This is a genomic window from Pseudoalteromonas sp. SG43-5, from assembly GCF_014164345.1.
GTDB classification, from domain to species: domain Bacteria; phylum Pseudomonadota; class Gammaproteobacteria; order Enterobacterales; family Alteromonadaceae; genus Pseudoalteromonas; species Pseudoalteromonas distincta.
On the sequence record NZ_JACJFA010000015.1, the window covers coordinates 21060 to 36237 of the forward strand.

The 15178-nt window shown below is 41.1% G+C and carries 12 protein-coding genes; 7 read left to right on the plus strand and 5 right to left on the minus strand.

What is annotated here, in order from left to right; genetic code table 11:
- Positions 1-113 precede the first annotated feature (113 nt).
- On the plus strand, positions 114-506 hold the full coding sequence (locus H5161_RS14780) for a septal ring lytic transglycosylase RlpA family protein (protein WP_024596251.1): 393 nt from the start codon (positions 114-116) through the stop codon (positions 504-506).
- Here the strand turns inward: H5161_RS14780 and cydC are convergent.
- From cydC to H5161_RS14805, 5 genes are read right to left on the minus strand one after another with little or no spacing between them, the layout of a single operon-like run.
- Positions 489-2234, minus strand: coding sequence for a thiol reductant ABC exporter subunit CydC (gene cydC / locus H5161_RS14785; RefSeq protein ID WP_182769567.1), 1746 nt, complete (start codon positions 2232-2234; stop codon positions 489-491). The genes H5161_RS14780 and cydC overlap by 18 nt on opposite strands.
- The gene (gene cydD / locus H5161_RS14790; RefSeq protein ID WP_182769599.1) at positions 2227-4020 is read right to left on the minus strand and encodes a thiol reductant ABC exporter subunit CydD; all 1794 of its coding nucleotides are present in this window, start codon (positions 4018-4020) and stop codon (positions 2227-2229) included. The genes cydC and cydD overlap by 8 nt, the downstream gene beginning before the upstream one ends.
- The gene (gene cydX, locus H5161_RS14795) at positions 4010-4174 is read right to left on the minus strand and encodes a cytochrome bd-I oxidase subunit CydX (protein ID WP_002958303.1); all 165 of its coding nucleotides are present in this window, start codon (positions 4172-4174) and stop codon (positions 4010-4012) included. The genes cydD and cydX overlap by 11 nt, the downstream gene beginning before the upstream one ends.
- Positions 4175-4186: 12 nt before the next feature.
- Positions 4187-5326: a cytochrome d ubiquinol oxidase subunit II gene (gene cydB, locus H5161_RS14800; RefSeq protein ID WP_002958302.1), complete on the minus strand. Its 1140-nt coding sequence runs from the start codon at positions 5324-5326 to the stop codon at positions 4187-4189.
- A complete protein-coding gene (locus tag H5161_RS14805; RefSeq protein ID WP_182696042.1) occupies positions 5323-6906 on the minus strand; it encodes a cytochrome ubiquinol oxidase subunit I in 1584 nt (527 codons plus the stop codon). Before H5161_RS14805 ends, cydB begins: the two co-directional genes overlap by 4 nt.
- Positions 6907-7207: 301 nt before the next feature.
- Between H5161_RS14805 and lpxB the strand changes: the two genes are divergently transcribed.
- The 6 genes from lpxB (at position 7208) to H5161_RS14835 (ending at position 15165) form a co-directional block, all read left to right on the plus strand.
- Positions 7208-8365 (plus strand): lipid-A-disaccharide synthase, encoded by a 1158-nt coding sequence (gene lpxB / locus H5161_RS14810; protein WP_033039707.1) that lies wholly within the window; start codon positions 7208-7210, stop codon positions 8363-8365.
- Positions 8355-8957 carry a ribonuclease HII gene (rnhB, locus tag H5161_RS14815; protein WP_165723758.1) on the plus strand — a complete coding sequence of 201 codons (603 nt, stop codon included), beginning with the start codon at positions 8355-8357 and terminating at the stop codon, positions 8955-8957. The genes lpxB and rnhB overlap by 11 nt, the downstream gene beginning before the upstream one ends.
- Positions 8958-8959: 2 nt before the next feature.
- Complete coding sequence (dnaE, locus tag H5161_RS14820) at positions 8960-12451, plus strand: DNA polymerase III subunit alpha (RefSeq protein WP_002958298.1); 3492 nt, start codon at positions 8960-8962, stop codon at positions 12449-12451.
- A gap of 16 nt (positions 12452-12467) precedes the next feature.
- Positions 12468-13424, plus strand: a complete 957-nt coding sequence (gene accA, locus H5161_RS14825) for an acetyl-CoA carboxylase carboxyl transferase subunit alpha (RefSeq protein WP_002958297.1) — start codon at positions 12468-12470, stop codon at positions 13422-13424.
- Positions 13425-13506: 82 nt separating this feature from the next.
- Positions 13507-14811 (plus strand): tRNA lysidine(34) synthetase TilS, encoded by a 1305-nt coding sequence (gene tilS / locus H5161_RS14830; RefSeq protein WP_182769568.1) that lies wholly within the window; start codon positions 13507-13509, stop codon positions 14809-14811.
- Positions 14812-15165, plus strand: a complete 354-nt coding sequence (locus tag H5161_RS14835) for a hypothetical protein (RefSeq protein WP_024596259.1) — start codon at positions 14812-14814, stop codon at positions 15163-15165. It abuts the gene before it with no gap.
- Positions 15166-15178 lie beyond the last annotated feature (13 nt).

Genomic DNA, 15178 nt, shown 5'->3' on the forward strand with positions numbered 1-15178 from the left:
CTAGATGATAAATCGAAGGTGGTTTTTTATTGCCCACGGTTTAGACCTAATTCAGTTAATACTCAGCGAGCTCAAGTTAGTATGCATCTAATTTGTATAATAAAAGTCATCCTATGCGTTTACCTAAGTTAGTTGTCACTCTTTTTATTACTTCAGCGTTAGCCGCTTGTAGTAGCCAACCTATTGTTAAATCATCTACTGGAGAGGTTACTCAAGTTGGTAAAGCATCTTTTTATGCTGACAAATATCACGGGAGAACAACTGCCAACGGAGAGCGCTTTAGCCAACAAGCCGCCACAGCAGCCCATTTAGAGTTCGACTTTGGCACTAAGGTCGTTGTTACCAACCTCGCTAATAATAAATCAGTCACGGTAAGAATTAACGATAGAGGCCCGTATGTGCGAGGTCGTATTATTGATTTATCAAAGAGTATGTTTGAAAAGATAGCCGACCCTAAAGTCGGCGTTATTGATGTATCAGTAACGGTTTTAAAACCGGGTAGTTAGCGCAATATAGTCGGGATAAGTGCTACTGAGCTCTTTATGAGAGCCTTGTGCGACTACTTTACCGCCTTCTAACCATACAACATTATCCATTTGAGCAAGTAGAGCGGGATCGTGCGTAATTGTAAGCACGCTGGCGTTATTCATAACATGCATTATTGCTTGCATTACCCCTTGCTTAGATTGATTATCAAGACCTTCTGTTGGTTCATCAAGAACTAAAATAGTAGGGTTTTTAAGTAATGCTTGGGCAATGGCTATACGCCTAGATTGACCTTGCGACACGTTACGCCCGCCAGTGCCTAATCTTGTTTTTAAACCTTCTTTTAGCTCATTAAACCATGGGCTCAATTGAGCTAATGCGAGCGCTTCAATCATTTGCTCTTTAGTTGCATTTGGCGCGGCATAACGTAAGTTTTCACTTAATGTGCCATCAAAAATATGGTGCTGCTGGGCGAGTATATTTATAACATGTGCGCGTATATCATTATTTAACGAATGTAAGTCAACAACGCTATTTTGATTGTTTAGCGTTATGCTGCCTTGTTGCAAAGGCCATAAACCAGTAAGTAAATTTACAAGCGTCGTTTTACCGCTGCCGCTTCTACCTACAATCGCTACTTTTTGCTGAGGCATTAGTTCAAAACTGATATTAGTTAGCGCTGTTTGTTCACCATATTTGTAGCTAATATTGTTAAGTACTAACGTGTGATTTTGCGCGCTAAAGTTTTCATCAATGTCTACATGTTTACTTTTAATTTGCGTACTAGCTGCTTTATCTTCAAGTGTAAACAATCGCTCTGCTGCTTTTAAAACATTTGGAAGCTCTATAAACGCGTTGGGTAGTAGTAATACGCTTTCAAAGCTTGCCAGTACAAATAAACTTAACATAGCAAGTTCTACATTTACCATACTGCTTGCGTAAACCAGCGGCACAATGGTTACTATGCTAGCAAGCATGGCTAATTGAACAACCAACAAGCTTAATCCATCTGAGTTTGCCAGTGCTTTGTGGCGAATAAATAATTGCTGATTGTACTGCTCGCTTAATTCGTCGCACTTATTAAGTTGCTGCGAACGGGCTTGATAAATACTAAGCTCTCTAAGGCCTGTAAGTGTATCTGAAAGCTCAGAGCGAAGTTGTGCACTAAGTTGTGTTTCTTTATGGCTGTTTTTAGTGAGCTTTATGCTGAGTAGGGCAGGTATAACCACACCAATAAGTATAATGCCAGTAAAGCAAATAAGGGCGACGTTGCCATTATAGGCCGACATAAACAGCATGATGATTGGCACACTTAAAAGAGCGACCAGCATAGGAAGTAAAACGTTTAAATAAAATTTGTCGAGTGCGTCTACATCGTTTTGTAATCGGTTAACTAGATCAGCGCTGCGGCTCATTGCTAAATCAACATTGTTAAGCTTGCTTAACGTTGCAAATACATTGGTACGTATTTCACTTAGTAATAAAAACGTGGCGTTATGAGTAACTAGGCGTTCGCCATAGCGCGATGCTGTTCGCACAATAGCTAAAAAACGAATCGTGCCGGCAGGAGTAAAATAATTCATTTGTACGCCCGCAATACCAGCAGCGGCCATTGATGCTAAAAACCAGCCAGATATAGCCAACAGGCCTACATTAGCTAATACCGTAATCGTCGCTAAAAATGTACCCAATAGCATAGCTTTGTAATGAGGAGCACAAAGTTTTAATAAACGAATAAAATTACGCATGCACCACCCCTTGTTCAGCCGTTTTTAGTAAGTCAGCAAATGCACCATTTTGCGCTGCAAGTGTTTCAAAGTGACCTTGCTCAGCTATTTTTCCATCGTGCATCACAATGATATTGCTGGCATGTTTAACGGTATTTAATCTATGGGCAATAACTAATACTAAGTTGTTTTTAGCATATTCATTAATAGCATCTTGAATAAGCAGCTCTGTTTGACTATCAAGGTGCGCAGTGGGCTCATCAAGCACTAAGACTGGTGCTTGTTTTATAAATGCGCGAGCCAGTGCAATACGTTGTTTTTGACCGCCAGAAAGCCCTTCACCTTGCTCACCTATCTGGGTGTTAAAACCATCGGGTAGGGTATTAATAAATTCAAGCACACCAGCTTGTTTTGCCGCGTGTTCAAGCTCTTGCTGTGTGGCAGTGGGTTTGGCCAATTTAATGTTGGCAGCAATGGTGTCGTAAAATAGCGTCGCTTGTTGTGGTATCCATGCAATATTATTTTGCAAGTAAGTAATATCGGTTGTACTTAAACTCTGATCATTAATAGATAGGTTGTTAATCACCTCAGGGTGAAACCCTAATAGACAATCAAACAACGTACTTTTACCTGAGCCACTACTGCCCACAACTGCAATTAAGCCTTTATTTGGCAATGTTAAATTTATATTTTTAATCCCTTCGTTACTACCAGAGTATATAAAATTAAGGTCGGTAATACTTATTGAATTAATTGTATTTAAAGTTAAATTGTTTTCAGGTGCGCTTGTAGTTACTGACGCATTTTCGTCACTTGGCAGTGGGGCATTTAAAATCGCAACCATATCGGCCGCCGCACTAATACCTTGTAAACGTGCATGGTAATGACTACCTAGTTGGCGCAGTGGTAAATAAAATTCAGGCGCTAAAAGTAGCACCACAAAGCCAGTGGCAAAATCAAGAGTGCCAAAAAATAGTCTAAAACCAATAATTACGGCAACGAGTGCCACGCTAATAGTGGCTAAAAACTCAAGTGCAAATGATGATAAAAACGCGATTTTTAAAACATCGAGTGTCGCGTGTCTAAAATCATCTGAAATTTTAGCTATTTGTTTAAGCTCGGTACATGTTGCATTAAATAGTTTTAGCTGAGTTAAACCTTGCACGCGGTCAAAGAAGTAATTGCCCAGTACAGCAAGTTGCTTCCAGCGTTTTTGGTTTAAAGCTTCGGCTTTAGAGCCTACTAAAATCATGAAAAAAGGAATAAGTGGGGCGGTTAATAAAAATATCAGCCCAGCTTTATAATCTGTCGGAAAAATAACTACCAATATTGCCAGCGGAATAAGCGCGCTGTAAGCAACACCTGGCAAGTATTTAGCATAATAGTCGTGAAGTGCTTCAACGCCATTATGCAGGGTATTTAATGTAGCGCCTTGGCCGTGTTGTTCTATATAACTAGGCCCAAGTAAGCTGAGCTTATGGAGAAGTGTTTGGCGCATAGCCGATTTTATTTTAAGCGCAGCAAATGCACTTAAGCGCTCACTTAACGCTAAAAACACCGCGCGCAATAAAATAATGCCTGCTAAGGGCCATAATAAATGAGTGACTTGGGCTAAATTATTACCTTCAAACATTACATTATGAATAGCTTGAGCCAGTAAATAAGCACCTGCAATCATCAGTAATGCGTTAAAAGTACCCAGTGCAATGCTTAACTTTAACCACACTGCAGCGGGTTTACTTTGACGCTTTAAAAAAGCGCGCAGTGATTGCTGCTGCGCGCGATCTGGTCGGGGGTTAGTCGTCATCTTTTGTGTTGTTAGCATCATTTAATAAATCGTGCATGGCTTGTTCATCATCAGCAATGCTGTTTTTATTTTGATGAAATTCGTACCACATTACATTTATTACACCTAAGGTACAGGCCAAAAGTACACCTAAAATCCAAGCGAAATACCACATTGTTTAGTCTCCTTAGTAGCTACCATGAGTGTTGTTTTCAATTTCTTCTACCGTTACTCTGCGCCACATTTTTACGTAACACCAAGTGGTGTAGGACAAAATTAGTGGTACAAAAATACACACTGCAACAAACATTATATTGAGCGTTTTATGGCTCGATACCGCATCCCAAATTGTTAAGCTAATATTAGGGTTGTTACTCGATGGCATAATAAATGGGAACAGAGAAACACCGGCCGTCATAATTACGCCAATTAACATTAAGCTTGTTGAAATAAGTCCAAGTGCAGGTTTATTTAATTTTGAAAACACAAGTGCACTTAATGCCATTGCAAAGGCTAAAATAGGGAAGGTCATTGTCCACGGACGGGTGCTGTAATTACTTAACCAAGCACCTTGCGCTGTAGTGACTACTTTAGCTAGAGGGTCTGCATGACTTTGTGTATCAGCCATAGATACAACTTGGTAACCCGTTAAGTTAGCCACCCAAAAACCAGCTGCAGCAAATAACACGATAAACACAATAAGAGAATAGCGACCATATTGACCCGAACGCTCTGCGACCACACTTGCTGTTCTAAGTTGTAACCACATACCCGCATGCGCAACTAACATGGTAATACTCACTAAACCTGCAAGTAATCCAAATGGGTTAAGCAAGCCAAAAAATGATCCTTGGTAGCTAACACGCATAAGGTTATCAATATTAAACGGTACGCCTAAAAATAAATTACCAAACGCCACACCAAAAACTAATGCTGGAATTGCGCTGCCTGCAAGCAAGCCCCAATCCCAGTTATTACGCCAGCGTTTTGAGTCTACTTTACTGCGGTAATCAAATCCAAGTGGTCTAAAAAACAAAGCAAAGAGTACTAGCATCATGGCAAAGTAAAAGCCCGAAAATGCAGCTGCATAAACCATAGGCCACGCCGCAAATAACGCGCCGCCTGCAGTTATAAACCATACTTGGTTACCATCCCAATGCGGGCCAATTGTGTTTATTACTGTGCGGCGCTCTGAATCTGTTTTACCAACGAGGCGGAGCAACATAGCAACGCCCATATCCATACCATCGGTAATAGCAAAACCAATAAGCAGCACACCAATGATCAACCACCAAAGCATTTTTAATGTTTCATAATCAAAAATCATGATTGCTCTCCTTCAGTTTTATCAGCTTTGCTTGGTAATTCAAAATGATACTTACCAGTATGTAGCGAGCTTGGCCCTTGCTTAACAAAGCGGATCATCAGCCAGCCTTCCACAATGGCTAAACCAGTATAGAAAACAATAAACCCAGTTAAGCTAATTAAAATATCGTTTACTGTTAGTGACGACGTGGCTAAAAAGGTCGGCAGTATTTCAGATATAGCCCAAGGTTGACGACCATACTCGGCAACAATCCAGCCAAACTCAATCGCTATCCAAGGTAGTGGAATACTCAATACGGCAGCCCATAACAACCAGCGTTTTTGCTCAATAACGCGGTGTGCGTTGTAGTAAAATGCCAATATAAATACACCTAGCATGGCCACACCACAGGCAACCATAATCCTAAATGACCAAAACATAGGGCCTACTTTAGGAAAAGAGTCTTTAACAGCTTTTTGAATTTGTTCTTCAGTAGCATCTACAACATCTGGTGTGTAGCGCTTAAGTAGCAAGCCATAGCCTAAATCATCTTTTAGAGTATTAAATTTGGCGATATTATCTGGCGTATCTTCACCGTTTCTAAGTTTTGTAAGGTATTCATAAGCAATCATACCGTTGCGAATACGTACTTCATGTTGTTTTTCTAGGTCGTTAATACCCGTTACTTGCTCATCTAGTGAGCGCGTAGCAATTAACCCAAGTGCGTAAGGTATTTTAACCGCCGCATGTGTTACTTGCTCTTCTGAATCAGGAAAACCAAATGCGGTAAACGCAGCCGGAGCTTCTTCTGTGTGCCATTCAGCTTCAATTGTGGCAAGTTTTACTTTTTGGACTTCGCCTACTTCGTAGCCTGATTCGTCACCGAGTAAAATTACACACAAAATTGACGCTAAACCAAAGCCTGATGCGACTGAAAAAGAGCGTTTAGCAAATGCTAAATCACGACCCTTCAATATGTACCAGCTACTAATACCAAGAACAAACATAGACGCTGCTACATAACCTGCCGATACAGTATGAATAAACTTAACTTGGGCTACAGGGTTAAACACAAGCTCTGCAAAACTGGTCATTTCCATGCGCATGGTTTGATAGTTAAATTCAGCGCCTACTGGGTTTTGCATCCAACCGTTGGCAATTAAAATCCACAGCGCCGACATGTTAGTACCAATGGCCATTAAAAAGGTCGCGCCTAAATGTTGGCGTTTAGAAAGCCTGTCCCAGCCTAAAAAGAACATACCCACAAAGGTCGATTCTAAAAAGAATGCCATTAAACCTTCAATAGCCAGGGGAGCCCCAAAAACATCACCTACGTAATGGGAGTAATAAGACCAGTTAGTACCAAACTCAAATTCCATGGTAAGGCCTGTTGCCACACCAATTGCAAAGTTAATACCAAACAATTTTCCCCAAAACTTAGTCATATCACGATAAATTTCGCGACCGGTCATAACATAAACCGATTCCATAATAACTAAAATCCAGGTCATACCTATAGTTAACGGTACGAATAAGAAATGAAAGAGAGCGGTAACAGCAAACTGTAATCGCGATAGATCCACAAAGGTTTCATCTATCATTATTGGCTCCTTGAGAGTGACGGATTAACAGGGCAACATTTTATTGGCAAAGTTAAAATTTAATGAACTTTCAGTAACTACTGAAAGTTTGTAATAGTATTTACGTTTGTGCAATTTTTGTCAACATACATATTAGTAAAACTTAATATATATTTCCTATGCTACATCAGTATTAAAAACAAACAACATAAAGCCTTAACTTACGTGATAAAAAACCAGTTATTTAAAGCGTTTAACCAAACAGTAAAACACGGTAAACTAACAAGCATGAACGCCTGGTTTACTTGTGAAATAAAATCAAATGAATAAAGATAAAAAACAACTACGAATTGGTATTGTGGCAGGTGAACTGTCGGGCGATATTTTAGGTGAAGGCTTAATTAAAGCCCTTAAAAAACACTTTCCGGACGCTATTTTTGAAGGAATAGCAGGACCTAAAATGCAAGCGCAGGGCTGTAAAACACTTTACGACATGGATGAGCTTTCGGTTATGGGGCTTGTTGAGGTGCTAGGGCGTTTACCACGTTTGCTTAAAATACGTAAACAACTCGTGCAGCATTTTGTAGATAACCCACCTGATGTATTTATAGGTATTGATGCACCGGATTTTAACTTACGTGTAGAAAAGCCACTTAAAGATGCGGGTATTAAAACCGTACAGTATGTAAGTCCGTCTGTTTGGGCGTGGCGCGAAAAGCGCATTCATACAATAAGTGCAGCCACTAACTTGGTGTTAGCATTATTACCATTTGAAAAAGAGTTCTACGATAAGCACCAAGTGCCATGTACATTTGTGGGGCATACCTTGGCAGACGACATAGCACTTGAGCACGACGATACTAAAGCACGAGAAGAACTCGGCTTAAGCCTTGATGACAAAGTACTGGCGCTGCTACCTGGTAGTCGAGGCTCTGAAGTTGGTTTGCTAAGCGAGACTTACATTAAAACAGCTGCTGAGCTGCAAGCTAAAAACCCCAATCTTAAAATTGTGGTGCCGTTGGTTAACGAAAAACGCAAAGCGCAGTTTAGTGATATATTAAACGCTACCGCACCAAACCTTAATGTTAACCTGCTTGATGGGCAATCAAAATTAGCGATGCAAGCTGCTGATGCTATTTTATTAGCCTCGGGCACAGCAACACTTGAAGGTATGCTTTATAAAAAACCAATGGTTGTGGGCTATAAAATAAAGCCTTTGAGCTATTGGATTTTTAAAACTTTATTTACGTTTAATATTAAGTACTTTTCGCTGCCTAATTTATTAGCCGACGAAGAGCTAGTGCCTGAGTTTTTACAAACCGAGTGTAATGTGACTAACTTAACAAACGCACTTACCCCTATGCTCAACACAGATAACAAAGAGCTAAAAGCACGCTTTTTAGCTATTCACGAAAAAATCAGATTAAATGCCAGTGAACAAGCAGCCAATGCTGTGGCGGAGTTAATAAATGCAGATTGATAGACCCAATGTATCCTTAATTGCTGGTGTAGATGAAGTAGGGCGCGGCCCACTTGTTGGTGATGTAGTCACTGCCGCCGTTATTTTAGATCCCACTAAACCAATTGCAGGCTTAGCAGATTCTAAAAAGTTAACGGATAAAAAACGCCAAGCACTTGCAGTTGAAATAAAAGAAAAAGCATTGTGCTACGCGTATGGACGCTGCAGTCCAACAGAAATTGACGAGTTAAATATTTTGCACGCAACGATGCTTGCCATGACTCGCGCAGTGGAGGCATTAAGCACACAACCTGAATTTGTATTTATAGATGGTAATCGATTGCCAAAACTCACTATGCCAGCACAAGCTGTTGTTAAAGGTGATAGCTTAGTGGCCGAAATTTCAGCAGCGTCTATTTTAGCTAAAGTAGCGCGCGATGACGAAATGCTTGAACTTGATGCACGCCACCCAGAATATGGTTTTGCAGGGCACAAAGGGTATCCCACTAAAGCGCACTTTGCAGCGCTTGAACAGTACGGTGCAATTGACGAGCATCGTAAAAGCTTTAAACCTGTGCAGCGCGTTTTGGCGCAAGCCAATGGTGAGGGCTAAGCATGGCTGCTCCTGATTTTGTTCATTTAAGAGTTCATTCAGACTTTTCGATGGTTGATGGCCTTGCTAAAACAAAGCCAATCGTCGCAAAAGCGCAAGAGCTGCAAATGCCAGCCATTGCAATTACTGATCAAATGAACTTTTGTGGTTTAGTGCGTTTTTATGGCGCCACGCATAATGCAGGTATTAAACCTATAGTGGGTGCTGACTTTTGGGTTCGTAGCCCAGAGTTTCCTGATGAGCCAAGCCGCTTAACCATATTAGCCAAAGACAATGACGGCTATAAAAATATTACCTTGCTGATATCTAAAGCGTATCAGCGTGGGCATGTATTTCATCGCCCTGTGATTGACCGCGAATGGTTAGTTGAGCTAAAAGCAGGCTTAATTATTCTCTCAGGCGCTAAAGACGGTGACTTAGGTAAAGCGTTATTAAAAAATAATCCGACTGTAATTGAATCGGTTGTTAGTTTTTATAAGCAGCATTTTAGCGATAACTACTACCTAGAGCTTGTTCGCACCAATCGACCGCTTGAAGAAGATTACTTGCACATGGCGGTAGAGCTTGCTGCTAAAGAGCAACTACCGGTTGTAGCCACCAACGAAGTGGTGTTTTTAAAGCCAGAAAACTTTGAAGCGCACGAAATTCGTGTTGCTATTTTTGACGGTTACACGCTCGATGATAAGCGCCGCCCTAAACGGTTCTCTGAAGAACAATATCTAAAAACACCTGAGCAAATGGCTGAGTTGTTTAGCGATATTCCAGAAGCCCTACAAAATACCGTAGAAATCGCTAAGCGTTGTAATGTAACTGTGCAATTAGGTACTTACTTTTTACCTGATTACCCAACCGGCTCGCTTAAAATTGAAGACTTTTTAGTTAAAGTGTCACAAGACGGCCTTGAAGAACGACTACAGTTTTTATTCCCCGACGAAGAAGATAGAAAAGTAAAACGTGTTGAATACGATGAGCGTCTTGCAATTGAGCTCGGTGTAATCAACCAAATGGGATTCCCAGGTTACTTCTTAATCGTAATGGAGTTTATTCAGTGGAGTAAAGATAATAATATTCCAGTTGGACCTGGTCGTGGTTCAGGTGCAGGTTCGTTAGTTGCGTACGCGCTTAAAATTACCGACCTTGATCCACTTGAGTTTGACTTACTCTTTGAGCGATTCTTAAACCCTGAACGTGTATCAATGCCCGATTTCGACGTCGATTTTTGTATGGATAGACGAGACGAAGTAATTGATCACGTGTCGGCTTTGTATGGTCGGGATGCGGTTTCGCAAATTATTACCTTTGGTACCATGGCTGCAAAAGCGGTAATACGCGATGTAGGGCGAGTGCTTGGCCATCCTTACGGGTTTGTTGATCGAATTTCAAAATTGATTCCGGGTGACCCCGGTATGACACTTGCCAAAGCGTTTGATGTAGAACCGCGCTTGCAAGAAGCCTACGATGGCGACAATGAGGTAAAAGACTTAATTGACATGTGTCGCATCCTTGAAGGGTGTACACGTAATGCCGGTAAACATGCGGGTGGCGTAGTAATATCGCCAACCACTATTACCGACTTCGCTGCGCTTTATTGCGATGACGAAGGTAAGTTTCCAGTAACACAGTTTGATAAAAACGATGTAGAAACAGCCGGCTTAGTTAAGTTCGATTTCTTGGGTTTACGTACACTGACTATATTGCAGTGGGCGGTCGATATGACCAATGTGCGCATGAAGCGCCAAGGTAAAGACCCCGTTGATATAAACACCATTCCACTGGATGATAAAAAAAGTATTGAGTTGCTACTTAGAGCCGAAACGACCGCTGTATTCCAGCTAGAGTCGCGTGGTATGAAAGACTTAGTACGCCGCCTTAAGCCCGACTGCTTTGAAGATATGATTGCACTTGTGGCTTTGTTCCGACCAGGTCCACTGCAATCAGGCATGGTAGATAACTTTATCGACCGAAAACTGGGCCGCGAAGAAATCTCATACCCAGATGCGCAGTATCAGCACGAAAGCTTAAAACCAATACTTGATCCAACGTACGGCATTATTTTGTATCAAGAACAAGTAATGCAAATTGCGCAAGTACTGGCAGGTTACACGCTAGGTGGCGCCGACATGCTGCGTCGTGCAATGGGTAAGAAAAAACCCGAAGAAATGGCAAAGCAGCGTTCAACATTTGAAGATGGCGCAAGAAATAACGGCATTGACGGCGAGCTTGCGATAAAAATCTTCGACTTGGTAGAAAAGTTCGCAGGTTACGGTTTTAACAAATCTCACTCAGCAGCTTACGCACTCGTATCCTATCAAACATTGTGGATGAAAACGCACCATCCTGCAGAGTTTATGGCTGCGGTAATGTCGGCCGATATGGATAACACCGACAAAATAGTTATTTTGGTGGATGAATGTGAAAACATGAAGCTCACCTTATTACCACCAGACGTAAATGCAGGTGAGTTTAAGTTTACAGTAAACCTTGAAGGTGAAATTGTTTACGGCATTGGCGCGATAAAAGGCGTGGGTGAAGCACCGGTTGATGCAATCCTAGAAGCGCGTGCAAAAGGCGGCCCATTTAAAGATTTATTTGATTTTTGTGCCCGTGTTGATTTAAAACGCTTAAATAAACGTGTTACTGAAAAATTAATTTACGCAGGTGCTTTGGATCAATTAGGACCAGAGAAAACCCAATCTGGGCGTGCTACATTACTAGCCAGTTTAAAAGATGCTATGCGTGCGGCCGATCAACACAACAAAGCTGAGCAATTAGGACAAAGTGACTTATTTGGTTTATTAGCCACTGAGCCTGATGAAGTTGAACAAGCTTTTATTAAAGCCACAGGGCTTACTGATAACGAGTGGTTAGATGGCGAAAAAGAGACGCTAGGCCTTTATTTAACTGGGCATCCAATAAATCAGTACCGCCGTGAGCTTAGGCATTACACTAGCGGAAAAATAGTTGATTTACAGCCAACTAATCGTGATGTGTTTGCAACGGCAGCTGGTTTAGTTATTGCTTCTAGAGTATTAATTAATAAAAAAGGAAATCGTTGGGCCTTAGTAACTTTAGATGACAAGAGTGCACGGATTGATGTACGCTTGTATTCAGACGAGTTTGAAAAGTACCAAGATATGCTCCAAGTTAACAATATCTTGGTAATATCTGGACAGGTCAGCTTTGATAACTTCTCCGGTGGTATTACAATGACCGCCAGAGAAATAAACACCATTGCTCAAGCGCGTGAAAAGCGTATTAAAGCGATTAAAATGACGCTGAACATGGTGCAAATCGAGGCAGGTTTCTTCGATAAATTACAAAAAGTACTCGAACCCTATAAAATGGGAACGTGTCCGATCAAGGTTTATTACCAACGTCCAGATGCGTTGGCGCAATTAACTCTTGGGATCGAATGGTGTGTTACGCCAAGTGACGACTTAATCCATAAGTTATCACTAATGGCTGCGCAAGATGTAGAACTAGAATTTAACTAATTAGGTAGTTTAGAGCATGAGCCTCAATTATCTTGATTTTGAGCTTCCAATTGCAGAATTAGAAGCAAAAATTGAAGAATTACAAAGTATCAGCCGCGCTGGCGAATTAGACCTTGAGTTAGAAGAGGAAGTCAGCAAATTAAAAGAAAAAAGTGCCAAACAAAAACAGGAGATTTTTTCTAATTTAGGCGCTTGGCAAGTATCACAGTTAGCACGTCATCCGTTGCGTCCTTACACTCGAGATTATATCGAGCGCATTTTCACGGAATTTGACGAGTTTGCTGGCGATCGTACTTTTGCTAACGATCCAGCTATTTTAGGTGGCATTGCGCGTTTAGATGGCGAACCGGTAATGGTTATTGGCCAACAAAAAGGTCGTGATACTGCTGAAAAAATTAAACGTAACTTTGGTATGCCAAAGCCAGAAGGTTACCGTAAAGCATTACGCTTAATGGAAATGGCTGAGCGTTTTAAAATGCCAATCATGACCTTTATTGACACACCAGGTGCATACCCAGGTGTTGGCGCTGAAGAACGTGGTCAATCTGAAGCAATCGCACGTAACTTAAAAGTAATGGCGTCACTTAAAGTGCCGACAATATGTACGGTTATTGGTGAAGGCGGTTCAGGTGGTGCATTAGCGATTGGTGTTGGCGACAGAGTTAACATGTTGCAGTACAGCACTTATTCTGTAATTTCGCCTGAAGGTTGTGCGTCTATTCTTTGGAAAAGCGCTGACAAAGCACCGCTTGCAGCAGAAGCAATGGGTGTAACCGCAGAGCGCGTTAAAGAACTAGACTTAATCAACAACTTAGTTGATGAGCCACTAGGTGGTGCACATCGTAATTACGATGCTATGGCACGTAACTTAAAAGTACGCCTTAAGCGTGACCTAGCAGACTTACAAGCGCTTACGCTTGAAGAAATGCTTGATCAACGTTACAAACGTTTAATGTCGTTTGGTTATTGCTAAACACATTAATTGTTAAAAAAAGCCGCTTATGCGGCTTTTTTGCTTTAAAATGTTCAGAGTTTTTATATAAAAGTGCGGCCATATGCATACAACAGCAATTTATCAGCAATTAAAAAAATCACTAAATAGCTATATTGAGCAAGGTAACACTGTTTTTACTGTGGCGCTTTCTGGTGGTGTTGATTCTGTGGTGTTGCTGCATTTAATGCGTGCTTTAAGAGCCGATAACCCTGCAATTGATGTATCGGCTATTTATGTGCACCATGGCTTGAGCCAGTATGCCGATGACTGGCAACGCTTTTGCAAAAATGTATGTATTGAGCTTGATGTGCCTTTTAAAGTCGCAAAAGTTGTAATTGAGCAGCAGTCGCGTACGAGCCTTGAAGCCCAAGCTCGCGATGCACGTTACAAAGCACTTGATGAGCTAAGCCCACAAGGCAGCATTGTTTTATTGGGCCAACATTTAAACGACCAAGTAGAAACGTTTTTACTGCGCTTAAAGCGTGGCTCGGGTTTAAAAGGGCTTGGCGCCATGCACCAAGTGCGTTTGCTGCAAAGTGGCCGTGTATGTTTTAGGCCATTGTTAAACGTAAAGCGAAGCGATATAGAAGCGTTTGCGGCGCGCTTTAGTATTAACCACATAACTGATGACTCAAATACAGATGAAAGTTTTGACCGTAACTTTTTACGCTCAAAAATAGTACCTGTGTTAGCCGAGCGTTTTACTGGGTTTGAACAATGTACAGCACGAAGTATTGAGCTACTACAACAACAGCAAACACTACTTGATGAGTACACTCAGCTTGATTTAAATAAGTGTATTAACGAGTACCAAGCACTGTGCATTAGCCAAATAAGCGAATACAGCTCAGCGCGTATTGCAAATATAGTACGTGCGTGGCTTACATTATTTACACAGGTCATGCCATCGCAAAAGCAGCTTGAGCAAATTATTAATCAAGCAATGTGCGCAAAAAACGACGCGCAAATGCGTATTGATTTGCTCTATGGGCAAATACGTCGTCATCAAGGTTATTTGTATTTTGTAACACCAAGTGAAGTATTAACAGATATTGAGCTAAATCATTCGCAGCTAAAACTTGCAGACGGGCGCTTATTAATTAAAAGCATTGGTTTTGGAGTAAGACCTCCACACTCAAATGAGCAAGTAATAGTGCGCTTTAATTGCAATAGCGCACGTATTAAACCACTTAAAAAGCCTGGTAGTAATACAGTTAAGCATTGGTTTAAAGATGCAAAAATAGCGCCGTGGCTACGCGCCAGTGTGCCACTTATTTTTTATAATGATGAATTAGTTCAAGTGGTTGGTTGTTTTATAAGCGCTAAGCATGTTGATGAAAATGGTATTTTTTGGGAGTGTAAATAAATGAGTAAACAGCCGCATGTTGGCTTATCGTTAGTAAAAAAAGCGCCAATGGGTATGCTAATAACAGCGCTTATTGCTGTTATCGCTAATGTTTTACTTGAGTTAAATATAGTTACGTTAGGTTATGCAGTCGCTGGTGGGATTGCATCTGCAGTACTTTTATTAGCTTATTGGTTAGGTAAAGGTGGATTGTTTTTTATTTTAGGCGTGAGTCTGCCACTGCTTTTAGTATTATTTACACCGCTTGCGACTATTACTGCATTACTTAATTTAATTAGCGGGTTCTTTTTTGGTTTTTGTGCTGCGTTGTTTATTTATAAATTGGTATGTGCAAAGCCTAGCGGGGGAAGCTAGGCTTTTTTATTTA

What these genes read in the sequence shown, in the direction of transcription:
- H5161_RS14780 (WP_024596251.1), top strand. Translation starts at nt 114, where the DNA reads ATGCGTTTACCTAAGTTAGTTGTCACTCTTTTTATTACTTCAGCGTTA.
- cydC (WP_182769567.1), bottom strand. Translation starts at nt 2,234, where the DNA reads ATGCGTAATTTTATTCGTTTATTAAAACTTTGTGCTCCTCATTACAAA.
- cydD (WP_182769599.1), bottom strand. Translation starts at nt 4,020, where the DNA reads ATGACGACTAACCCCCGACCAGATCGCGCGCAGCAGCAATCACTGCGC.
- cydX (WP_002958303.1), bottom strand. Translation starts at nt 4,174, where the DNA reads ATGTGGTATTTCGCTTGGATTTTAGGTGTACTTTTGGCCTGTACCTTA.
- cydB (WP_002958302.1), bottom strand. Translation starts at nt 5,326, where the DNA reads ATGATTTTTGATTATGAAACATTAAAAATGCTTTGGTGGTTGATCATT.
- H5161_RS14805 (WP_182696042.1), bottom strand. Translation starts at nt 6,906, where the DNA reads ATGATAGATGAAACCTTTGTGGATCTATCGCGATTACAGTTTGCTGTT.
- lpxB (WP_033039707.1), top strand. Translation starts at nt 7,208, where the DNA reads ATGAATAAAGATAAAAAACAACTACGAATTGGTATTGTGGCAGGTGAA.
- rnhB (WP_165723758.1), top strand. Translation starts at nt 8,355, where the DNA reads ATGCAGATTGATAGACCCAATGTATCCTTAATTGCTGGTGTAGATGAA.
- dnaE (WP_002958298.1), top strand. Translation starts at nt 8,960, where the DNA reads ATGGCTGCTCCTGATTTTGTTCATTTAAGAGTTCATTCAGACTTTTCG.
- accA (WP_002958297.1), top strand. Translation starts at nt 12,468, where the DNA reads ATGAGCCTCAATTATCTTGATTTTGAGCTTCCAATTGCAGAATTAGAA.
- tilS (WP_182769568.1), top strand. Translation starts at nt 13,507, where the DNA reads ATGCATACAACAGCAATTTATCAGCAATTAAAAAAATCACTAAATAGC.
- H5161_RS14835 (WP_024596259.1), top strand. Translation starts at nt 14,812, where the DNA reads ATGAGTAAACAGCCGCATGTTGGCTTATCGTTAGTAAAAAAAGCGCCA.